This window comes from Roseovarius salincola, assembly GCF_026891095.1.
Classification (GTDB): Bacteria; Pseudomonadota; Alphaproteobacteria; order Rhodobacterales; family Rhodobacteraceae; genus Roseovarius; species Roseovarius salincola.
Genome location: NZ_JAPTNL010000008.1, coordinates 13,734 through 34,764, shown reverse-complemented (window position 1 = coordinate 34,764; position 21,031 = coordinate 13,734). Strand labels below are relative to the sequence as shown.

Sequence of the window (21,031 nt, the reverse complement as noted above, 5' to 3'; positions counted from 1 at the left end):
TCTACCCTTTCGGCGCCAGCAGCTTGAGCGCGGCGCGGATCATCGCGGCGGTTTCGGCCTGCGGATCGTCACCCGCCGCCTGCGCCACGGCCCCCGCCGCCTCGCCCGGCGCATAGCCCAGATTGGTCAGCGCCGACAGCGCCTCGGCCTGCGCATCCGAGCGCGGGCGCGGCGCCGTGGGCGCAGCCGCGCTGGTCACCTCGATCACCTCGCCATCGTCAGCCGGCGCGGCGGCGGACGGCCCGGACGATGCGTTCGGCGCAGCCGCCATGCCCATCGCCATCACCTCGGGCACCTTGTCCTTCAGTTCGTTGACCACGCGCTGCGCGGTCTTGGGGCCGATCCCCTTCGCGGCCTTCACCGCATTCCAGTCGCCCAGCGCAATGGCCCGCCCCACGCCATCCGGGCCAAGCGCGCCCAGAATGGCCAGCGAGGCCTTGGCGCCCACGCCCTGCACGCTCATCAGCAGGCGGTGCCATTCCTTTTCCAGAAGCGAGGGAAAGCCGTAAAGCTGCATCAGGTCATCGCGCACCAGCAGATCGGTATAAAGCGCTACATGCTCGCCCGCCCCCGGCAATGCGCGCAGGGTGCGCTCGGAACAATAGACAAGGTAGCCCACGCCGCGCACGTCGATCAGCACATGATCGCCCGCGGCATAGTCGATCCGCCCCGCCACGCGCCCGATCATGCGCCCACCCTCCGGGCCATGGCGGCAGGCAGGCGGGCGTGATGGGCGTGACAGATGGCGATCGCCAGCGCATCGGCGGCATCCGGCCCCGCCAGTTCCACACCGGGCAGTTGCACGCGCACCATATGCGCGACCTGCTCCTTGGCGGCATGGCCGACACCGACCACGGTCTTCTTGACGGTATTGGGCGCGTATTCGCCAACCGCCAGCCCGAACTGCGCCGGAACCAGCATCGCGATCCCCCGCGCCTGGCCCAGTTTCAGCGTCCCCGCCCCGTCCTTGTTGACAAAGGTCTGTTCCACCGCCGCGGCCTGCGGCGCATGATGCGCCACGATCGCGGTCAGCTGGCGGTGCAGCGACAACAGCCGCCCGGCCAGATCCGCGCCCTCGGAATGGCAAATGCCGTTCGCCACATGCGCAAGGCGGCTGCCCTCCACATCGATCACGCCCCATCCAAGGTTGCGCAACCCGGGATCGATCCCCAAAACCCGCATCCGACTGCCCCGTCCTTATTGCTTTGCGCCAGCACTAGCACGAAACGCGAACAAAGACCAAGCGGAATGCAATGACCGCCGTTCCGGACGCCACCTTGCCCCCGCGCCATTTCGCCGTCAGATTGGCCCGCGACGCCTGTCCACACGCAGCACGGAGCCGCGCCATGATCCCGATCGACCGCATCGACCACCTTGTGCTGACCGTCGCCGATATCGACGCGACCTGCGCCTTTTACAGCAGCCTTCTGGGCTTTGAGGTCATCAGTTTCGCAGGCGGGCGCAAGGCGCTGCGCTTCGGGTGCCAGAAGATCAACCTCCATGCGGCGGGCCACACGTTCGAACCAAAGGCCGCGCACCCGACGCCGGGATCGGCCGATCTGTGTCTCATCACCGAGCTGGCCATCGATGAGGTGGCCGCGCGGCTCACCGCCGCCGCAGTGCCCATCGAACAGGGACCCGTCGCGCGCACGGGCGCGCTCGGCGCGATCACCTCGCTCTATATCCGGGACCCCGACCGGAACCTGATCGAGATCGCGCGCTACGACGACTGACGCGCGCGACCCTGTCGCGCCGCACACCGGCGCGCACGGGCCTGCAACGGTCACCAGACGACCCATGCAAGGAACGCATAAGGATTATGCAGAAATGGTCGCTTGTCAGGGCCATGTGCCTGCCATACGTGCAGCTTCAGAAAACAAACACACGCATACACGCCTTATCGAGGATCAAGATCATGGCCGTCACCACAACCAACCGCCCGCATGTTTCCGGTTTCCGGGGCTTTTTCGCGCCCTTCATCTCCGCCTTCATCGCCTGGAACGACCAGCGCGCCACCCGTGCCGCCCTGTCGCAACTCAGCGACCGCGAACTCGACGATATCGGGCTGAGCCGTGGCGAGATCGACCGCGTCGCGCGCAGCCTCTGAACCCCGGCGCCACCACTCACGACAAAGCCCCGCGTCAGGTCACCTGACGCGGGGCTTGTTCATTGTGGCTGACCACGCGGGCCTCTTAGCGCAAGTAGGGCCGCATCTTGGCCGCGGCCCATTGCGTCGCCGGATCAGGTTGCATGATGAACGCACCGGCCTGTTCGACCATCGTGCCTTCCTGCAACGCCGCGATGCGCTCGCTGTAGGTTTCAAGCCCCAGATGGGCCACGATCACCGCCTTGAAGAAGACAAAGCCGATCGCCACCAGCGCCAGACCGCGCGGCGAAAAGCTCAACCTGCGCCGTTTTGGGCGAAAGACGATCAGCCCGTCATGGGTGACCTGGCCGACATAGCCGCGCTGCAGTCTTTCGTGCTTGGCTGAAAGGCGGCTGATGCGCGCGTCAAAATCTCTGAAAACATCCGACATGGCAATTTCCCGCGGGTCCGGGCCTCGAATATGATGATCGGTGAACTTAGATGCGAATTGCAGCCACACTATGGCAAATGCCACAATTCTGCCAAATTCATTAAACGATTTCAGGTGGTTCGCATCAGTGTTGTCGTGGTCCAGTCGCCAATCTCTTCGCGATGCTCAAGACTGTTTCCGGCACGTCGATAAACCTCGATCAACTCATCCGCCTGCTCGTTCAGAATCCCCGAGAGAATCAGTCGCCCCCCCGGCGCCAATAGCCCCGTCAGATCGCCCGCCATGTCGATCAGCGGCCCCTTGAGGATATTGGCGAAGATCAGGTCAAAGGGTGCGGCGGCTGCGATTTCGGGGTGATCCACACCAGTGGCCTCGATGCAGCGCACGCGCCCGTCCAGCCCATTGGCGGTCACATTCGCCTTCGCGACCTCGACCGCGACCTCGTCGATATCGCTCGCCAGCACGCTGTGCAGGGTCTCACGCGGCCAGACCCTTGCCGCGCCCATCGCCAGAACCGCGGTGCCGCAGCCCACATCGATCACCGAACGCGTGCTGAAACCCTGTTCCGCCAGCCGGTCAAGCGCGCGCAGACAGCCCTGCGTCGTGCCGTGATGCCCGGTACCAAAGGCCATCGCCGCCTCGATCAGCAGCGGCTCGGCCCCCGCCGGCAGCTTGTCGGCGTCATGACTGCCATAAACGAAGAACCGCCCCGCCTCGACCGGCACCAGCTCGCGCCGCACCTTGGCGACCCAATCCACCTCGGGCAACTCGGACACCGCAAAGGGGCGCGCGCCATGCATCGCCGCCAGCAGCTCAAGCCCCGCACGGTCGGGGGCCGCGTCGAAATAGCCACCCACCTCCCAGCGCCCCGCGCCATCCTCGATCTCGAAGATGCCGACACCCGTGGGCTCAGGCTCCAGCGTCTCCAGATCAGCGGCAAGCGCCTCGGCGGCGTCCTTGTCCGCAAGGGTGGTGAGGGCGGTGAAGGTGGGCATGGAAAAATCCGTTCAGCTTGGGGTCATTGGGCGGGTGCCGGGGCGGCCGGGGTCAGGATGGTCTCGTGCCCCGGCACCGGGTGGCGCGGGATCAGCAGCGCCAGCAGGAACGACACCGTCGCCATCCCCGCCGCCATCACGAACACCGCCGCAGGCGAGACCAGCCACAGATACCCCAGCAGCGCCGGCAGGAACACCGCCGCGATATGGTTGATGGTAAAGGCGACCGCCGCCGTCGGCGCGATATCGCCCGGATCGGCGATCTTCTGGAAATAGGTCTTCAGCGCCAGCGCCAGCGAAAACAGCAAGTGATCGACCACATAAAGCGTCGCCGCCAGCACCACGCCCCAGCCGAACATGTAGATCCCGCCATAGGCCAGGAAAACCAGCGCCAGCCCGGCATACTCGAACAGCAATGTGCGCCGCTCGCCATACGCATGCACCGCCCGCCCGATCAGCGGCGCGCAGACCATGTTGGCCACCAGGTTGATCAGGAACAGCGCTGTCACCTCATGCACCTCGAAGCCGAAACGCTCGACCATCATGAACCCGGCAAAGACGATAAAGATCTGCCGCCGCGCACCGGCCATGAACTGCAACGCGTAATAAAGCCAGTAACGCCGCCGCAGCACCATGCGCTTGATCTGCGGATTGGGGGCCTCGAATTGCGGATAAGCGAAAAGGCAGAACAGCGCCACCGCCGCCGTGAACCCGCCCGAAGCCAGGTAAACCGCGTTGTAATTCAGCCCGAACGCCTCCCAGGTCATCACGATCAGGACATAGGCGACCAGCGTCGCGCCCGACCCGGCGGCGATCAGCCAGCCCAGAACCTGCGGCGCGCGCAGCTTGTCGATCCATTGCAGTTGCAGCGACTGGTTCACCGTCTCGAAATAGTGAAAGCCGATCGAACTCAGCATGGTGATGGTCAGGATGCCGCCAAGGCTCGGAAACCATGCCGTCACCGCCGTGGCCGCCCCCAGCAGGATCAGCGATACCAGCCCCAGCACCTGTTCGCGCATGAAGATGATGATCGCGATCACGCCGACCGCCAGAAAGCCCGGTATCTCGCGCACCGTGTGCAGCCAGCCGATATCGGACCCGTCGAATCCCGCCGCCTCGATCACGAAATTGTTGAGCAGTGCCGACCATGTGGCAAAGGCCACCGGCATCGCCGCCGCCATCAGGAAAAGCAGCGTCACCGGACGCCGCCAAAGCGGCAGATCGCGCGCATCGGCCAGGGGAAATGTCTTGGTCATGCGATTCCTTTACGCCCAACCTTTCGTCTTGGCGAGAGCGTGGGCGGGATTTTTCCTTTTGCCCGGAACAGTGATCTGGATCAAAGACATTCGCCTCCCCGCATGCGATGCCCCCTGCCCAGATACCGAAAGGCGCGCGAAATGGATATTCTTGCATTGGTCGAAAGCATCGGCGAAGCCCCGGCTGCGGCCCTTCTGGGGCTGCTGACCGGCGTGATCTTCGGCGTGGCCGCGCAGCGGTCGCGCTTTTGCCTGCGCGCCGCAACGGTCGAATTCGCGCGCGGTCGCATGGGCGACAAGGTGGCGGTGTGGCTGCTGACCTTCTCGACCGCCTTGGTCTGGGTGCAGGGGGCGCAATATCTGGGCCTCTTTCACGCCCAGGATGCCCGCATCATGGCCATCCCCGGCAGCTGGTCGGGCGCGGTGATCGGCGGGCTGCTGTTCGGCGTCGGCATGGTGCTGGCGCGCGGCTGTTCGGGGCGGCTTCTGGTGCTGGCGGCCACGGGCAACCTGCGCTCGGTCGTTGCCGGGCTGGTCTTTGCCGTAGTCGCGCAAATGAGCCTTTCGGGCTGGCTTGCGCCCACCCGCGACTCGCTGGCCGCACTCTGGGTCACCTCGGGCGGGCAGAACATGGATCTGCTGGCATCCCTCGGGCTGCCCAACGTGGCCGGGCTGATCTTCGGGATCGTGGTCGCCGGCATCGCGCTGGCGGTCTCGGCCCATAACCGCATCGGGATCTGGCGCCTTGTCTTTGCCTCCGGCGTGGGCTTCGCCGTCGCCGTGGGATGGGTGTCCACCTATGCGCTCTCTCAGGTCGCCTTCGACCCGGTGCCGGTCGAAAGCGCCACCTTCACCGGCCCCTCGGCCAGCACGCTGATGTTCTTCCTCGACCACACGGCGATCCTCGAATTCGATATCGGTCTGGTGCCGGGGGTGTTCCTCGGCTCGTTCCTCGCCTCCTGGCTCACGCGCGAGTTCCGCTTCCAGGGCTTCGAGGATGAAGCCAACATGCGCCGCGCCCTGACCGGCGCGGCCCTGATGGGTTTCGGCGGGATGCTGGCGGGCGGCTGCGCCATCGGCAACGGCGTCACCGGCGGTTCGGTCTTCGCGGGCACCGCATGGCTTGCGCTGTTGTGCATGTGGATCGGCGCCATGATGACCGACCTCATCGTCGATCAACGCGGCGTGCGCCAACCGGCCTGAGCGACGCTACAACCAAGTTGAAAATTCGCTTTGGTCAGCCATGGACGGCTGAAGCTTATCTCGTTGGTTCTACAGCTTTCTCATGAAAAGCTCGAATGACGTCATCTATTGCATCGAGTGTCGTGCGACAGTCTAATGTGGCAATCTGCGCGGCCAGACCCCCTTCACGGTCAAACATGTAAGATCTGCTCAAAGTCCCGTGCCAGTCACCTTTATAATATCTTTCAAGATACAATTCGTGTGCCTGAGCGCCAACTCGTATTCTTTCCGGATCAAAGGAGACATGCGTGTATGACGAAGTGAAATTGATCTCTTTACTGGTAATCGACGGGCTCAAACGATCTGGGAATTCGTACAAATATCCTGCATACATCAAGTGCTCGCCATAGGCTCCTTCAAGGTTGACAGAAAAGCCCAGTCTTGTTTCCCTGTATTTTAATTGAATCGTGCTATCGGGCAAGACACCATCAGAAAACACCTGCCCTTCGACTGGCTTTCCTTCATTGGATATGACAGTTGCCTCGCTAGTGATCTTGCAAGCCATGCCGCCCTTTATCTCGTCTTTAGGCTCTGCCGCCAGCGGGGCAACAACAAGGCAAATTGCTACTACACTAATGAGGGCTTTTACCATTTATCATCGTCCCTAGATTACATGGCAGAAGCGCAGAATAACATATGGCGGATGAATTTTGAAACCTGTCAGGAAACGAATGGTCTCTAACCGGCTTTCCACTATCGACGTAGACTCAGCTTCAAACTGATGTAAACCCTCCTCACTGGCTTTCTATCGTGTCTGCTTGAGCGGCCCTCACCTCAGGCGCGGCGGCCTGTCCGGATCCGTCCCGGGCGCGGCGCCGGGGGTCTGCGCGGCCTCCTCCTGCGCCTTTGGCAGATCGAAGCGCAATCCCACCCGTGCCAGCCGTGCCGCCACCGGGTCGGACCCGCGAAAGAACGCCACATCCAGCGCCGCCGCCTCCAGCCCCGAAAAGCTCAGCACATCCGCCACCGCCCGCGCCAGCGCGCCCTCGGCCCCCGGCACCGCATCGACAATGCCCAGCATATGCCCCTGTGCGCCACCCTCATAGGTGACGCCCACAAGGTAAGCCAGCTCCGCCAACCCGGCCGCCGACGCCAGACGCGCATCAAGCGCCCCAAGCAGGCTTTCGGGCAGACCGGCGGGCGCATGAAAGGATTGCGCGCGCGCCTCGGTCTCGTCGGGCACCTGCGAGAGCGTGCCATCCAGCCACGCCACCGCCTCCGGCGGCAGCAGGATGGCCGAGGGCGCGACCTCCAGGTTCACCCCCATGCCCAGCCCCTCGGGCGCCAGCATCCCGGCGATCACGCGCCCCGACAGCGCCGCATAGGGTGCCGGGCCTTCGGCGAAACGCGCCAGCCGCTCCTCGCGGTCGAAAGCCAGCACATAGCCCTGCCCCTCGATCGTGAAGACCCTTGGCGAGATCGTTCCCTCTTCGTCCCCGGCCTCATTTTCCAGCAACAGGAACAATTCGCCCGCCGCCAGCCTTTCGTAGAATGCCAGCCTTGCCTGCCCGTCCTCGGGCGCGGCCTCCATCGCCTGATGCGCCGCATCCAGCAGCGTTTCCTCAGCCATCCAGAACCTCTCTCACGCGGGCGCGCAGCACCGGCAGCAGCTCGGCCTCGAACCACGGGTTGCGCCTCAGCCATGCCGTATTGCGCCAGGACGGGTGCGGCAAGGGAAAGAGCCGCGGCGCATGGTCCCGCCATCTGCGCACCGTCTCGGTGACGCCCTGCCGCGTGCCCAGATGATAGCGCTGCGCATGCCCCCCCACGATCACCCGCAGCCGCACCTGCTCAAGCCGCCCCATCACCCGGTCATGCCAGGTCTGTCCGCATATGACCGGCGGCGGCAGGTCGCTGCCCCTGGCATCATAACCTGGAAAGCAGAACGCCATCGGCACGATCGCCACCTGTTCCTTGTCGTAAAATCCGGCCTCGCTCAGCCCCAGCCAGTCGCGCAGACGCGCCCCCGAGGGGTCGTCAAACGGCTTGCCCGAACGATGCACCCGCGCCCCCGGCGCCTGCCCCGCAATCAGGATCCGGGCCGAGGGGCGAAACCATACCACCGGACGCGGCGCATGGGCGGTCTCGGTCCGCTCGAATCGCGCCGCGCATAACCGGCAGGCTTCGATCTCGTCCGTCAGCTCCGGCATCGCTCAGGCGATCCGCACACCGGCATCCTTCATCGCGTCCACCGCCGCCTCGAGCGAGCCATCAAGATCGATCGCCCGGCACAGCCCCTCGCGCACGACCACGTCATACCCCAGCCGCGCACCGTCCATCGCCGAATAGGCAACGCAGAAATCCGTTGCCAGCCCGGCCATCGTCACCTGGCTGATGCCGCGCTCCTGAAGATAGCCGTGCAGGCCGGTCGGGGTCTCCCGGTCATTCTCGAAAAACGCAGAATAGCTGTCGATCTGCGCGCGAAACCCCTTGCGCAGGATCATGTCGGCGCGCGTGGTGTCCAGATCGGGGTGAAACGCCGCGCCCGCGCTGCCCTGCACGCAATGGTCCGGCCACAGCACCTGCGCGCCATAAGGCATCTCGATCATCTCGAACGACTCCATCCCCTCATGGCCCGAAGCGAATGATGAATGTCCCGCCGGGTGCCAGTCCTGGGTCAGGATCACCGAGGCGAAATCATCCATCAACCTGTTGATTGCAGGCACGATACTGTCGCCCTCGGGTACCGCCAATGCGCCGCCGGGGCAGAAATCGTTCTGCATGTCGATCACGATCAGGGCTTGGGTCATGGGACATCTCCTTTCCCTCAAGGGGTAGGCAGCGCCGCGCCCGCCGTCAATGGCGCCGCTTAACGCACTTGCCCAAATGCGCCGTGCCGCTTACATCGCGGCGCATGTATACCATCGCCGCGCTTTACCACTTCACCCGCTTCGCCGACCCCGCGGCCATCCGCGGCCCGCTTCTCGATCTCTGCGACGCGCAGGGGATATCGGGCTCGCTTCTGCTGGCGCATGAGGGGATCAATGGCACCATCGCCGGGCCGCGCGCCGGAATCGATGCGGTGCTTGACCATATCCGCGCCCTGCCCGGTTGCGCCGATCTGGAGTGGAAGGAAAGCACCAGCACCGATCAGCCCTTCCGCCGCCTCAAGGTGCGGCTGAAGAAAGAGATCGTCACGATGGGCCAGCCCGACGTGGACCCGCGCGCGCGCGTCGGCCATTATGTCGAGCCCGCCGAATGGAACGACCTCATCCGCGCGCCCGACGTGGCGGTGATCGACACGCGCAACGATTACGAGGTGGCCATCGGCACATTCGAGGGCGCGATCGACCCCGGCACCGAAACCTTCCGCGATTTTCCCGCCTGGTGGGAGGCCAACAAGCACCGCTTTCACAACAAGCGCATCGCGATGTTCTGCACCGGCGGCATCCGCTGCGAGAAATCCACCAACTTCCTGCTGGGTCAGGGAGTGGAGGATGTCTATCACCTCAAGGGCGGCATCCTGAAATATCTCGAGGAAACGCCCGCCGCCGACAGCACATGGCAGGGCGAATGCTTCGTCTTTGACGGGCGCGTCTCGGTCGGACACGGGCTGGCCGAAGGGCCGCATGAACTCTGCTTTGCCTGCCGCCGCCCGATCCTGCCTGCCGACAGATCGCGCCCCGAATATGAACACGGGGTCTCATGCCATCTTTGCGTCGATGAAACCGATGACGCGGCCAAGGCGCGCTTTCGCGAGCGCCAGAAACAGATCGCCCTGGCCGAGGCGCGCGGCGAACGCCATATCAGGATCGTTCACGAAGGCTGACGCCCAGCCGCCTCAGGCCGCGACCGCCACCTCCCGGCGCGGCCGGGTGCGCAGCAGGATCATCACCATGATCGCGATATTGAGGAAATTCCACGCGATCCCGTTCACGAAGGCCATCGTGTAGCTGCCGGTCACGTCATAGATCCAGCCCGACATCCAGCCCCCCATCGCCATGCCCAGGATCGTCGCCATCAGCACGAATCCGACGCGCCGGCCGGCCTCCTGGCTGGGCATGTATTCGCGCACCACCAGCGCATAGCTCGGCACGATCCCGCCCTGTGCCAGCCCGAACACAAGGCTGACCATGTAAAGCGACACGAGCCCCCCCGAGGGCAGGTAAAGAAACAGCGCCAGGCATTGCAGCCCCGACCCGATCAGCAGCGTCCTCACACCGCCCAGCCGGTCGGCGATCAGCCCCGACACAAGACGCGAGACGACACCCCCCAGCAGCATCAGCGACAACATCTGCCCGCCCACCGCAGGGCCATATCCCAGATCGACGCAGAAACTGACGATATGGACCTGCGGCATCGACATCGCCACGCAGCAGCCCACACCCGCCAGCCCCAGCATCAGCATCAGCGTCCGCGGCGGGAACCCGGCCGCCTTGGCGCGCAGCGACGCCGCCGCGTCGGCGCGCTCGCGCGCCGCCAGCGGAAGGCGGCGGCGCAGCAACAGCACCAGCGGCAGCATCGTCGTCACCGTGACCGCCGCCAGCACCATGTAGACCGCGCGCCAGCCCTGTTCCGCCAGTACCCCCGCCAGGATCACCGGCCAGATCGCGCCCGACAGGTAATTGCCGCTGGCCGCTATGGCCACGGCGATCCCGCGCCGCCTGAGGAACCACAGCGAGATATCGGCGATCAGCGGGCCGAAACAGGCTGCCGTGCCGAACCCGATGACGAATTGCTGCACCGACAGCACCGGCACCGAAGGGCTCAGCGCCGCCAGCCCGGTCGAGACCCCGATCAGCACCGCCGCCGCGCCCAGCGCCACCGCCACGCCGAACCGGTCCACCACGCGCCCGATCAACAGGTTGCCCAGCGCGAAGCCCACCATGGTCAGCGTGTAAGGCAGCGAAGCGTCGGCCCGGTCGATCCCGAACTCTGCCTGCACGGCGGGCATGATCACGATGATCGCCCACATCCCGACATTGCCGATCGTGGCGATCAGCAGCGAGATGGCCAACCGTGCCCAGGCATGGCGGCTGTCAAGAATATCGGCATCACTCATCGGCGCGACGTTAGTGTCGCGCGGGCGCGGATACCAGCAGGTTTCGCAGCTTGGGCTTGGCCTTGGCCCATGCCCGCGCTATGACCTCGGGCAAGCAAACCGGAGCCGGCCTTCATGACGTCCCCGCCCCGCCCCACCGACATCGCCCGCGATGTTCTGGATATCGAGCGCGCCGCGCTCGCCACCCTGCGCGACGCGCTGCCCCCCGCCTTCGATCCGGTGGTCGGTCTTCTGCTGGCGGTGCCGGGGCGGGTGATCGTGTCGGGCATGGGCAAATCGGGCCATGTGGCCGCCAAGATCGCCTCGACCATGGCCAGCACCGGCACCCCCGCGCAATATGTCCACCCCGGCGAGGCCAGCCATGGCGACCTTGGCATGATCACCGCGCAGGATGCGGTGATCCTGATCTCGAATTCCGGCGAGACCCGTGAACTTGCCGATATCATCGCCCATACACGGCGCTTCTCGATCCCGCTGATCGGCATCACCAAGAAATCCGGCAGCACGCTGGCGGTGCAGTCCGATCACCTGCTGCAACTGCCCGACGCCCCCGAGGCCTGCGCGATCGGCATGGCGCCGACCACATCGACCACCTGCACCATGGCGCTCGGCGATGCGCTGGCCGTGGCGCTGATGCGCCTGCGCGGGTTCGAGCGCGAAAACTTCCTCGCCTTCCATCCCGGCGGCACGCTCGGCGCGCAGCTGCTCAAGGTCTCCTCGGTCATGCATACAGGCGACGCGCTGCCCGTGGTCGCCGAAGATACGCCGATGGGCGACACGCTGCTGGAAATGACCGCCAAGGGCTTCGGCGTGGCCGCCGTGGTCCGCGACGGTCGCCTCGCCGGGGTCATCACCGACGGCGACCTGCGGCGCAATCTCGACAACCTGATGCAGCGCAAGGCCGGCGAGGTCGCCACAAGCGGCCCGCGCACCATCGCCCCCGAGGCCCTGCTCTCCGAGGCGCTCGGCGTGATGAACGCCAACAAGATCAGCGCCCTCTTCGCCGTCGACGACACCGGCACGCTGCGCGGCCTCGTTCACATCCACGACGCCCTGCGCGCCGGGGTGGCCTGAACCCGCCGCTCAACCCGGACGCGACATGTTCCATTCGATCCGGGCGATCCCCGCAAGGCGCGCGAACCGCACCAGTTCCGCATCGAGCCGCGCCACACGCCCCTGGCCCCAGCGCACGCCCGGCTCTCCCCAGAACCCGCTCACACGCATGACGCCCTCGCGCCGGTCGGCCTTGAGCTCGATGCGCCCGACGAAACGCACACCCTCCAGCAGCGGATAGACGTAATAGCCCCAACGCCGCTTCGCGGGGGGCACGAACATCTCGTTGCGGTATTCGAACCCGAACAGCCGTTGCAGCCGCGCGCGATCGCGGATCGCCGGATCGAACGGATTGAGCAGCCGCATCCTTGACCCGGCCCCGCCCGCAGCCCCGGCGCGTTCCAGCCGCGCCGCGATATCGGGCGCGCCCCAGCCGTCCTGCCAGCGCCCGTCCGCGCCCTCGATCCTCAGCGGCACAGGGCGCGCGCGCGCCAGCCAGTCGCGCGTCTCCGCCGCACTCACCGCATCCCAGAACCGCTGCACCTCGCCACCCGTCGCAAGGCTCAGCCGGTCCAGCGCCCCCTTGCACAGCGCGTCGATCGCCTCTTGGTCGGGCGGCGCCTCGATGCGCGGAAACACCCGCTCCCCCAGATCGTAGAACTTCACGAAATTCTCGCGGTGACTGGTCGCCAGATCGCCCGCATACCACATCTGATCCAGCGCCTTCTTGTGCGCCGGGCGCGCCCACATCTGCCGCCCCGGCGCGGCGCTGTCGAAGGCATGGGTCGAAAGCGGCCCCTCGCGCGCGATCCGCGCATGGATGGCGCGGATCTCCGCCTGCCCCAACCCCGAGCGATACCATTCCGCGCGCGCCACCTTCTCGCCAAGGCGGCGGAACTGGCGCTGCCAGAGCGGCAGCACCTCCATCGGCAAAAGCGAGGCATCATGGGTGAAATGCTCGAACAGGTCGCGCTGGCGCAACAAGGGCCATAGCATCCCCTCCCGGTAGGACTGGTTGCGCGACCACAGGATATGATGATGCGCGCGCGTCACGTTGCGGATCGTGTCGATCTGCACGAAACCCAGCGCGCGGATGATCGCCATCACATCGGGCTTGCCGCCCGGTGCACCCGTCAGCCCGTTGCTCCAGAGCCATAACCGGCGCGCATCGCGGTTAGGGATCGCCAGCGCGCTCATGCGGACACCGGCAAGCGTGGCGTCGCCGCGATCAGGCGGCGCGTATAGGGATGGCCGGGCGCGGCAAACACCTGCGCCGTCGCGCCCTCTTCCACGATGCGCCCGCCCTGCATCACCAGCACCCGGTCGGTGACATTGCGCACCACGCTCAGATCATGGCTGATGAACAGATAGGTCAGCCCCAGCCGCGTGCTCAGATCGGCCAGCAGGTCCAGCATCTGCGCACGGATCGACACATCCAGCGCGCTCACCGCCTCGTCCAGCACGATCAGGTCGGGGCGGATGATCAGCGCGCGCGCCAGCGCGATGCGCTGCCTCTGGCCGCCGCTGAACTCGTGGATATAGCGCGCGCCGTCCTCCGGCCTCAGCCCGACACTGCTCAGCGCCTCGGCCACAGCCGCCTTGCGCGCAGCGCCCTGCGGCGGATCATCCAGCAAATAAAGCGGCTCGGCCACCAGCCGCGCGACGCTCCAGCGCGGGTTGAAACTGCCATAGGGGTCCTGAAACACCACCTGCATGCGCCGCCGCACCGCCCGGTTCACCCGATGCCCGTCAAAAACCGGCTGCCCGTCCAGCTCGATGCGCCCGCCCTCAACCGGCTCAAGGCCCAGGATCGCGCGCGCCAGCGTCGACTTTCCGCAACCCGATTCACCGACCAGCCCCAGGTTTTCGCCCCGCCTGATGTCGAAACTCACGCCATCGACGGCCCGCGTCGGCGCCGCGCGCCCGCGCCAGCCCTGACGCCGCCCCGGATAATCGCGCACCACGTCCGAGACGCGCAACAGCGGCGCCTGCCCGTCATGGGCGGGGCGCGCGGGCACATGGTCGGATGCCTCCAGAAGCGCGCGCGAATAGGGATGCGCCAGCGCGCCGAAACGCCCCTGTTCGATGACGCGGCCCTGCCGCATGATGACGATCCGCTCGGCCATGCCCGCCACCACACCCAGATCGTGGCTGATCAGCATCAGCCCCATGCCGTCCTCCTGCACCAGCCGCTTCAGCAGCTTCAGAACCTCGGCCTGCGTGGTCACGTCCAGCGCCGTGGTAGGTTCGTCCGCGATCAACAGGCGCGGGCGCAGCGCGATGGCCATGGCGATGCCGACGCGCTGTCGCTGCCCGCCGCTCAGTTCATGGGGATAGCGCGACAGCGCCACCCGATGGGGGGGCAACTCGACCCGCTCAAGGGCCTCACCGGCGCGCGCCATCGCCTCGCGCCGCCCCACCTTCTCGTGGATCAGGATGGTCTCGGCCACCTGCGCGCCGATGGTCTGCAACGGGTTGAGCGCGCTCATCGGCTCCTGAAAGACCATGCCCACCGCCTGCCCGCGCAGCCCGCAAAGCGCGCGTTCGCGCAGGGTCAGCACATCCTGCCCCGCCAGCATCACACGCCCCTCGCAGCGCGCGCCCCGCGGCAAAAGCTGCATCACCGACAGCGCCGTCATCGACTTGCCCGAGCCGCTCTCGCCGATCACCCCGACGATCTCGCCGGGATCGACGCGCAGCGACACATCGCGCAGCACCCTCTGCCCGTGGATGGACAGGCCCAGCGCCTCGATCCGCAACAGGCTCATCGCGCCTCCCTCCTCAGGCGCGGGTCCAGCCAGTCGCGCAGCCCGTCGCCCGTCAGGTTAAGCCCCAGCACCGCCAGCAGGATGGCAAGCCCCGGAAACAGCGCCATATGTGGCGCCATCGAGATCATCGTCTGGCTGTCCGCCAGCATCCGCCCCCAGCTGGGGACCGGTGGCTGCGCGCCCAGCCCCACATAGCTCAGCCCCGCCTCGGCCAGAATGCCAAGGCTGAACTGGATCGTGCCCTGCACGATCAGCAGGTTGGCCAGGTTGGGCAGGATATGTTCGGCGCTGATGCGCAGCCGCCCCTTGCCCGCCACCCGCGCCGCCAGCACGAATTCGCGTGTCCACAGGCTCAGCGCCGCACCGCGCGCCAGCCGGGCGAAGACGGGGATGTTGAAAATCCCGATGGCGATGATCGCATTCACGGCGCCAGCGCCGAAAACGGCCGTGATCATCACGGCGATCAACAGGCTGGGAAAGGCGAAAATCAGGTCATTGCCGCGCATGATGATCTCGTCCAGCCAGCCGCCCCGCCGCGCCGCCGCCAAGAGGCCCAGCGGCACGCCCAGCCCCATGCCGATGCCCACCGCCACCAGCGCCACCGCGATCGAGGTGCGCGCCCCGACCATGATCATGCTCAGGATGTCGCGCCCGAAATGATCCGTGCCCAGCAGATGCGCCGCGCCGGGCGGCTGCATCCGTTCGGCGATGTGCATCGCCTCGATGTCATGGGGCACCCAAACCAGCGACAAGACCGCCGCGCCACTGAACAGCAGCGTCAGCACCGCGCCCGCGATCAGCCCCATGCGGCTCATCGCTCCCCCCTCAGCCGCGGATCGACCCAAGCATAGGCCAGATCGACCGCGAAATTCACCACGATCACAGCAAAGACCAGCAGCATGACCACCGATTCCACCACAATCAGGTCGCGCGCACTGATCGCCTGGAACACCAGCCGCCCCAGCCCGGGCAGGAAAAAGACGTTCTCGATGATGATCGCCCCCGCCAGCAGGAACGAGAACTGCAAACCGATGATCGTCAGCACCGGGATCATCGCATTGCGCAGCGCATGCCGGCGCAGCGCCTGACCGCGCGTCAGCCCCTTGGCGCGCGCGGTGCGGATGTAATCCTCGCCCAGCGTGTCCAGCAACGCCGAGCGCATGACCCGCGTCAGGATCGACGCCTGCGGCAGCGCCAGCGCCACCGCGGGCAGGGTCAGGCTCTTCATCGCGGCCAGGAAGCCGGAGTCCCAGCCCGCGAACCCCCCGGCGCTGAACCAGCGCAGGTTGATGGCGAAGACCAGAACCATCAGCATGGCGAACCAGAAATTCGGAATCGCCACGCCCAGCTGCGTGACCCCCATCACCCCCACATCCACCGCCGATCCGCGCCTCTGTGCGGCCCATATCCCGGCGGGGAATGCGATCAGCGTGCTCAGCGCAAGCGCGTATAGCGCCAGTGGAAGGCTCACCTTCAGCCGCTCGGCGATCATCCCGGCCACCGGCGTGCGATAGGTATAGGAAATGCCGAAATCGCCTTGCAGCATCCCCCCGATCCAATCGAGATAGCGCAGCGGCGCGGCCCGGTTCAGGCCCAGTTCCGCGCGCAGCGCCGCCACCGTATCGGGTTCGGCATTGATGCCCAGCATATAGGCCGCCGGATCGCCCGGCACGATCTCGAGCGCGAGGAAAATCACGAGGCTCGCCACCAGCAGCGAAACGAACAGGGACATCGCGCGCCGCGCGCCATAACGCAGCATCACAGGCCCCGCCGCGCCATCGCGCCCGAAAGCCAGCCGCCCCGGTTCTGTGCCTTGCCCGTCATGCGCTCTCGCCTGGTGCCGTCCGGTTTCGTCCGCGCGCTTGCGCTCACTCCTCCCAATAGACGCCGGTCAGATCGGTCGCCTGTGTCGGCGCATCCACCCACAGCCCGCGCAGGCGGGCATCCGCCACGGTCGGCACCGCCAGCTGAAAGAGGAAGCCGTTGACGTGATCCTCCGCGATCCGCGTCTGCATCGCGACCAAGATCTCCGAGCGCTTCTCGGGATCGGTCTCGGTGCTCAGCGCCGCGTTCAGCGCCTGGAATTCCGCGCTGTCATACTGGAAATAATAATCCGGGCGCGCATAGATGCCAATATCCATCGGCTCGGTGTGGCTCACGATGGTCAGGCCGAAATCCTTGCCGCGAAACACCTCTTCCAGCCATTGCGCCCATTCCAGGTTGGTGATCTCGGTCTCGATGCCGACATTGCGCAGCTGCGCCGCGACGATCTCGCCCCCGCGCCGCGCATAGGAGGGCGGCGGCAGCTTGAGCGTGGTCGTGAAACCATCCCCCAGCCCCGCCTCGGCCAGCAACTGGCGTGACAATTCGGGATCGTAATCCGAAAGAAAGGTCAGATCGACGTAATCGGGGTGATGAGGCGCGAAATGCGTCCCGATCGGCGTGCCAAGACCGAACATCGCCCCCTCCATGATCGCCTTGCGGTCGATCGCATGGGCCACGGCGCGGCGCACCAGCGGGTTGTCCAGCGGCGGCGCGGCGTTGTTCATCGCCAGGACCGTCTCGCCCTCGGTCGAACCCACCAGTACCTGAAACCGCGCATCCGCCTCGAATTGCGGCAGGTTCTCGGGGGCGGGATAGAACGGAAAGGCGTGCACATCCTCGGCCATCACCGCCGCGAAGGCCGCCGTGGGATCGCTGATGAACTTGAACGTCGCTCTATCCAGCCTTGCCGCCTCGCCCCAGTAACCGGGATTGCGCTCAAGGGTGATCCGGTCGCCCTGCACCCAGTCCTTGAAGCGGAACGCGCCGGTGCCCACCGGCCTTTGCTTGATGCTCTCGATGCTCTCGGGGGCGACGATCACCGCATCGCCCCAGGCCATGTTGAACAGGAACCCGCCATCGGGCTGCGCCAGCGTCACGCGAACCTTCAGATCGTCCAGCGCCTCGACGCTTTCGATCCCGGCGAACAGCGCCTTTTGCGCGTTCTGGCTGTCCTCGGCGCGGGCGCGGTCAAGCGTGAACACCACGTCCCCGGCATCAAGCGCGCTGCCATCGTGAAACTGCACGCCCTCGCGCAGGTGAAACGTATAGACGCGCCCGTCATCGGATATGTCCCAGCTTTCCGCCAGCCCCGGATTGACCGAACCGTCCGGCCCGAACCGCGTCAGCCCCTCGAAGACATTGGCATAAAGCACCTGGTCGATCGCCCCGGCGGCAGCGCTGGTCGGGTCCAGATGCGGCGGCTCCAGTTGCAGCCCGACCACAAGGTCGCTCTTCGCCTCGGCCCCCCAGGCCGCAAGCGTCATCGCCCCCGCAAGCGCAGTCATCGCCAGCACCTTCATGGAATGTCTCCTTCCCCTTGGCGAAACCATGCGCGGCCCCGCCCACTCGCAGTGAACCCGTATTTGCCCGCGCAATCAAGCACCCTGCCGCCAGATCGCAGTGGCGTTTTCACCGCCGAGTTGATATTTGACGCCGCAACGCAGCAAGTTCCGGTGACCATTCATGAGCGCGACAGCCCGCAAGACCGCCCCCCTGCCCGACGATATCCGCGCCATGAAAGGCGCAACCCCGATCGTCAGCCTGACCGCCTATACCACCCCGATGGCGCGAATGATGGACGGGGTCTGCGACTTCGCGCTGGTGGGCGATTCCGTGGGCATGGTGCTGCATGGGCTCGACTCCACCCTCGGCGTCACGATGGACATGATGATCCTGCACGGTCAGGCGGTGGCGCGCGGCCTGACGAAAACCATGCTGGTGATCGACATGCCCTTCGGCAGCTACGAGGAAAGCCCCGCGCAGGCCTTCGCCAATGCCGCGCGCCTCATGCGTGAAACCGGCGCCGCGGCGGTCAAGCTCGAAGGCGGTCGGCACATGGCCGAAACCATCGCCTTTCTCGTGGCGCGCGGCGTGCCGGTGATGGCCCATATCGGCCTCACCCCTCAATCCATCAACACGCTGGGCGGCTACAAGGTGCAGGGCCGCGCCGAACAGGGCGATGCGCTCATGGCCGATGCCAGGGCCGTGGCCGATGCCGGCGCCTTTTCCGTGGTGCTCGAAAAACTGCCCGCCAGCCTTGCGGACCGCATCACCGCCGCCATCGCCATCCCCACAATCGGCATCGGCGCGTCGGTCGATTGCGACGGGCAGATCCTGGTGGTCGATGACATGCTGGGCCTGTTCACCGCCTTCAAGCCGAAATTCGTCAAACGCTACGCCATCCTGGGCGAGGACGGCGAAGCCGCGATCCGCGCCTATGCCGATGAAGTCCGCGCCCGCCGCTTTCCCGCGCCCGAACATATCTTCGCCGACAAGGCACCTGGCCAATGACCGCGGCCCCCGCCCCCATCATCCGCACCCTGCCCGAACTGCGCGCCGCCACGGCGCCCTGGCAGCGCGCGGGCGAAACCATCGGCGTCGTGCCCACGATGGGCGCGCTGCATGATGGCCACCTCTCGCTGGTCGAGGCCGCCCGGCGCGCCTGCGACCGCGTGATCGTCACGATCTTCGTCAATCCCAAGCAGTTCAACAATCCCGACGACCTCAGGAACTATCCGCGCACCGAAGACGAAGACGCCCGCAAACTGGCGCGGTTTTCGGTCGATGCGCTCTATGTGCCCGACGCCGATCAGATCTATCCCGAACGCTTCGCCACCACCGTATCCGTCGCCGGGCTGACCGACGTGATGGAAGGCGCCCACCGCCCCGGCCATTTCGACGGGGTGGCGACGGTCGTGACCAAGCTGTTCCTGCAAAGCGCCGCCACGGACGCGTTCTTTGGCGAAAAGGATTTTCAGCAATTGCAGGTGGTGCGCCGGATGGCGGCGGATCTTGATATTCCGATCACCGTGCATGGTTGCCCCACCATCCGCGAGATCGACGGCCTCGCCATGGCCTCGCGCAACCTGCTGCTGTCAGATCGCGCCCGCACCCTCGCACCGCGCCTGCACGAGGAAATGGAAACCCTGGCGCAGGGCGTCGCTGCGGGCGGGGATTTTGCCGCGCTGCAACGCGCCGCCATCGAACGGCTGGAAAAAACCGGCTTCACCGGGGTGGATTACCTCGAAATCCGCGCCAATGACGACCTTTCGCTGCTGGACCGCCCCGACCGCCCCGCGCGGCTCTTCGCGGCCGCGTGGCTGGCCGGGGTGCGCCTGATCGACAATATCGCCGTCTGAGCGCTTGCCGCTCTGGCGCGCCTCAGGCCCATTCTAGGAACCGCAACACTTCCGATCCCACCTGCCGCGGGTGGGTCAGCGGCGCCATATGCCCCGCGCCGCCGATCATCGTGCGCTCCGCGCGCGGCAGCCGCGCCGCCAGTGCCTCGTGGATCGCCGCCACGATGGGGGGCGACTCACTGCCCTCGACCAGCAGGACCGGCACGCCGACCCCCTCAAGGACAGACCCGGCCAGCAACCCCGCCTCGTCCTCGTAAAGCGTCGGCTCCGCCGCCTTGATCAGCGGCATCCGCTGCGCCATCGCCTCGCGCTGCGCGGGCGGGATCGCATCCCAGGGCATGCCCGCGCCCCAGATCGTTGCAAAGGCCTGCGCCGCGCCCATCAGATCGCCCGCCGCCATCGCACCGGCATAGTCCATCATCATGCTGTCGAATGTCGCACGCGCCCCCGGCGTGTCGGCGAAACCGGCGGCAAAGAAGACCGGCTCGATCAGGATCAGGCTGCGCACCAGATCCGGGTGCTCCACCGCCAGCCGCAACGCCACCGTCGCGCCAAAGGAATGCCCCAGCAGATCGGCGGGGGCCTCAGCGTCAAGGAAATCCGCCGCCATGGCGACGCTCAGCGCCTGGATGTCGCCCCGCCCGTGCCACGCCCCGCTGCGTCCATGCCCCGGCAGGTCGAATGCGGTCACCGTCATCTCAGTGGCAACCCGCCTGGCCAGCCCGGCCCAGCTTCCGCTATGCGACAGCGAACAATGCAACGCCAGCGCCGCGCGCGGCCCGTGCCCGAAACTGGTCCAATAGGTCGGGAAACCCGCGCGTTCACCACTTGGCATGAGTCAGCGCCCACCGCGCCCGGCCACCGGGATGATGCCCGCGAACCACTCGTTCTGTGCCATTTTGGCCTGTTCCCCCTTGGCATAGCTTTGCCCGACGCTAAGCCCATGCTAAGCGAAGTTCAACTTAACGAATCTGTAACACACCGCCACCTCGGGA

General features: G+C 66.3%; 23 protein-coding genes. 7 read left to right on the top strand and 16 right to left on the bottom strand.

Going from position 1 to position 21,031, the window contains the following annotated elements; translation table 11 throughout:
• Position 1: 1 nt before the first annotated feature.
• Positions 2-688, bottom strand: a complete 687-nt coding sequence (ruvA, locus tag N5A93_RS10365; protein ID WP_268955016.1) for a Holliday junction branch migration protein RuvA — start codon at positions 686-688, stop codon at positions 2-4.
• Positions 685-1,182, bottom strand: coding sequence for a crossover junction endodeoxyribonuclease RuvC (gene ruvC, locus N5A93_RS10360; protein WP_268955015.1), 498 nt, complete (start codon positions 1,180-1,182; stop codon positions 685-687). The genes ruvA and ruvC overlap by 4 nt, the downstream gene beginning before the upstream one ends.
• A gap of 164 nt (positions 1,183-1,346) precedes the next feature.
• Between ruvC and N5A93_RS10355 the strand changes: the two genes are divergently transcribed.
• Together N5A93_RS10355 and N5A93_RS10350 are read left to right on the top strand one after the other, a co-directional pair.
• Positions 1,347-1,733: a VOC family protein gene (locus tag N5A93_RS10355; RefSeq protein WP_268955014.1), complete on the top strand. Its 387-nt coding sequence runs from the start codon at positions 1,347-1,349 to the stop codon at positions 1,731-1,733.
• A 182-nt stretch (positions 1,734-1,915) separates the two neighbouring features.
• Positions 1,916-2,107, top strand: coding sequence for a DUF1127 domain-containing protein (locus N5A93_RS10350; protein WP_268955013.1), 192 nt, complete (start codon positions 1,916-1,918; stop codon positions 2,105-2,107).
• Positions 2,108-2,192: 85 nt separating this feature from the next.
• Here the strand turns inward: N5A93_RS10350 and N5A93_RS10345 are convergent, their stop codons facing one another.
• From N5A93_RS10345 to N5A93_RS10335, 3 genes are all read right to left on the bottom strand, one after another.
• On the bottom strand, positions 2,193-2,537 hold the full coding sequence (locus tag N5A93_RS10345; protein WP_268955012.1) for a hypothetical protein: 345 nt from the start codon (positions 2,535-2,537) through the stop codon (positions 2,193-2,195).
• Positions 2,538-2,647: 110 nt separating this feature from the next.
• Positions 2,648-3,532, bottom strand: a complete 885-nt coding sequence (locus tag N5A93_RS10340) for a 50S ribosomal protein L11 methyltransferase (protein ID WP_268955011.1) — start codon at positions 3,530-3,532, stop codon at positions 2,648-2,650.
• Between the two features lie 23 nt (positions 3,533-3,555).
• Positions 3,556-4,788, bottom strand: coding sequence for an MFS transporter (locus N5A93_RS10335; protein WP_268955010.1), 1,233 nt, complete (start codon positions 4,786-4,788; stop codon positions 3,556-3,558).
• 141 nt (positions 4,789-4,929) lie between these two features.
• Between N5A93_RS10335 and N5A93_RS10330 the strand changes: the two genes are divergently transcribed.
• Positions 4,930-5,991, top strand: a complete 1,062-nt coding sequence (locus tag N5A93_RS10330; RefSeq protein ID WP_268955009.1) for a YeeE/YedE family protein — start codon at positions 4,930-4,932, stop codon at positions 5,989-5,991.
• A gap of 55 nt (positions 5,992-6,046) precedes the next feature.
• Here the strand turns inward: N5A93_RS10330 and N5A93_RS10325 are convergent, their stop codons facing one another.
• The 4 genes from N5A93_RS10325 to pncA all read right to left on the bottom strand — a co-directional run bounded on the left by N5A93_RS10325 (position 6,047) and on the right by pncA (position 8,780).
• Positions 6,047-6,622 carry a hypothetical protein gene (locus tag N5A93_RS10325; RefSeq protein ID WP_268955008.1) on the bottom strand — a complete coding sequence of 192 codons (576 nt, stop codon included), beginning with the start codon at positions 6,620-6,622 and terminating at the stop codon, positions 6,047-6,049.
• Positions 6,623-6,799: 177 nt separating this feature from the next.
• A complete protein-coding gene (locus N5A93_RS10320; protein WP_268955007.1) occupies positions 6,800-7,600 on the bottom strand; it encodes an SseB family protein in 801 nt (266 codons plus the stop codon).
• A complete protein-coding gene (locus N5A93_RS10315; protein WP_268955006.1) occupies positions 7,593-8,180 on the bottom strand; it encodes a uracil-DNA glycosylase family protein in 588 nt (195 codons plus the stop codon). Before N5A93_RS10315 ends, N5A93_RS10320 begins: the two co-directional genes overlap by 8 nt.
• 3 nt (positions 8,181-8,183) lie before the next feature.
• Positions 8,184-8,780, bottom strand: a complete 597-nt coding sequence (pncA, locus tag N5A93_RS10310) for a bifunctional nicotinamidase/pyrazinamidase (RefSeq protein ID WP_268955005.1) — start codon at positions 8,778-8,780, stop codon at positions 8,184-8,186.
• A 104-nt stretch (positions 8,781-8,884) separates the two neighbouring features.
• On the opposite strand from pncA, the gene trhO reads away from it, so the two are divergent.
• Positions 8,885-9,799, top strand: a complete 915-nt coding sequence (trhO, locus tag N5A93_RS10305; RefSeq protein ID WP_268955004.1) for an oxygen-dependent tRNA uridine(34) hydroxylase TrhO — start codon at positions 8,885-8,887, stop codon at positions 9,797-9,799.
• Positions 9,800-9,811: 12 nt separating this feature from the next.
• Here trhO and N5A93_RS10300 read toward each other — a convergent pair whose 3' ends face one another.
• Positions 9,812-11,032, bottom strand: coding sequence for an MFS transporter (locus N5A93_RS10300; protein ID WP_268955003.1), 1,221 nt, complete (start codon positions 11,030-11,032; stop codon positions 9,812-9,814).
• Positions 11,033-11,146: 114 nt separating this feature from the next.
• On the opposite strand from N5A93_RS10300, the gene N5A93_RS10295 reads away from it, so the two are divergent.
• The gene (locus N5A93_RS10295) at positions 11,147-12,106 is read left to right on the top strand and encodes a KpsF/GutQ family sugar-phosphate isomerase (protein ID WP_268955002.1); all 960 of its coding nucleotides are present in this window, start codon (positions 11,147-11,149) and stop codon (positions 12,104-12,106) included.
• A 9-nt stretch (positions 12,107-12,115) separates the two neighbouring features.
• Here the strand turns inward: N5A93_RS10295 and N5A93_RS10290 are convergent, their stop codons facing one another.
• The 5 genes from N5A93_RS10290 to N5A93_RS10270 all read right to left on the bottom strand — a co-directional run bounded on the left by N5A93_RS10290 (position 12,116) and on the right by N5A93_RS10270 (position 18,161).
• Positions 12,116-13,282, bottom strand: a complete 1,167-nt coding sequence (locus tag N5A93_RS10290; RefSeq protein WP_268955001.1) for a winged helix-turn-helix domain-containing protein — start codon at positions 13,280-13,282, stop codon at positions 12,116-12,118.
• On the bottom strand, positions 13,279-14,853 hold the full coding sequence (locus N5A93_RS10285) for an ABC transporter ATP-binding protein (protein ID WP_268955000.1): 1,575 nt from the start codon (positions 14,851-14,853) through the stop codon (positions 13,279-13,281). The genes N5A93_RS10290 and N5A93_RS10285 overlap by 4 nt, the downstream gene beginning before the upstream one ends.
• Positions 14,850-15,668, bottom strand: coding sequence for an ABC transporter permease (locus tag N5A93_RS10280; protein ID WP_268954999.1), 819 nt, complete (start codon positions 15,666-15,668; stop codon positions 14,850-14,852). Before N5A93_RS10280 ends, N5A93_RS10285 begins: the two co-directional genes overlap by 4 nt.
• Entirely contained in the window at positions 15,665-16,612 is a 948-nt protein-coding gene (locus N5A93_RS10275) for an ABC transporter permease (protein WP_268954998.1), read from the bottom strand. Before N5A93_RS10275 ends, N5A93_RS10280 begins: the two co-directional genes overlap by 4 nt.
• Positions 16,613-16,721: 109 nt before the next feature.
• Entirely contained in the window at positions 16,722-18,161 is a 1,440-nt protein-coding gene (locus N5A93_RS10270; RefSeq protein WP_372921216.1) for an ABC transporter substrate-binding protein, read from the bottom strand.
• Between the two features lie 199 nt (positions 18,162-18,360).
• Between N5A93_RS10270 and panB the strand changes: the two genes are divergently transcribed.
• The gene (panB, locus tag N5A93_RS10265; protein WP_268954996.1) at positions 18,361-19,188 is read left to right on the top strand and encodes a 3-methyl-2-oxobutanoate hydroxymethyltransferase; all 828 of its coding nucleotides are present in this window, start codon (positions 18,361-18,363) and stop codon (positions 19,186-19,188) included.
• Positions 19,185-20,036 carry a pantoate--beta-alanine ligase gene (gene panC / locus N5A93_RS10260; RefSeq protein ID WP_268954995.1) on the top strand — a complete coding sequence of 284 codons (852 nt, stop codon included), beginning with the start codon at positions 19,185-19,187 and terminating at the stop codon, positions 20,034-20,036. Before panB ends, panC begins: the two co-directional genes overlap by 4 nt.
• Positions 20,037-20,058: 22 nt before the next feature.
• Here panC and N5A93_RS10255 read toward each other — a convergent pair whose 3' ends face one another.
• Positions 20,059-20,871 (bottom strand): alpha/beta fold hydrolase, encoded by an 813-nt coding sequence (locus N5A93_RS10255; protein WP_268954994.1) that lies wholly within the window; start codon positions 20,869-20,871, stop codon positions 20,059-20,061.
• Positions 20,872-21,031: the final 160 nt, after the last annotated feature.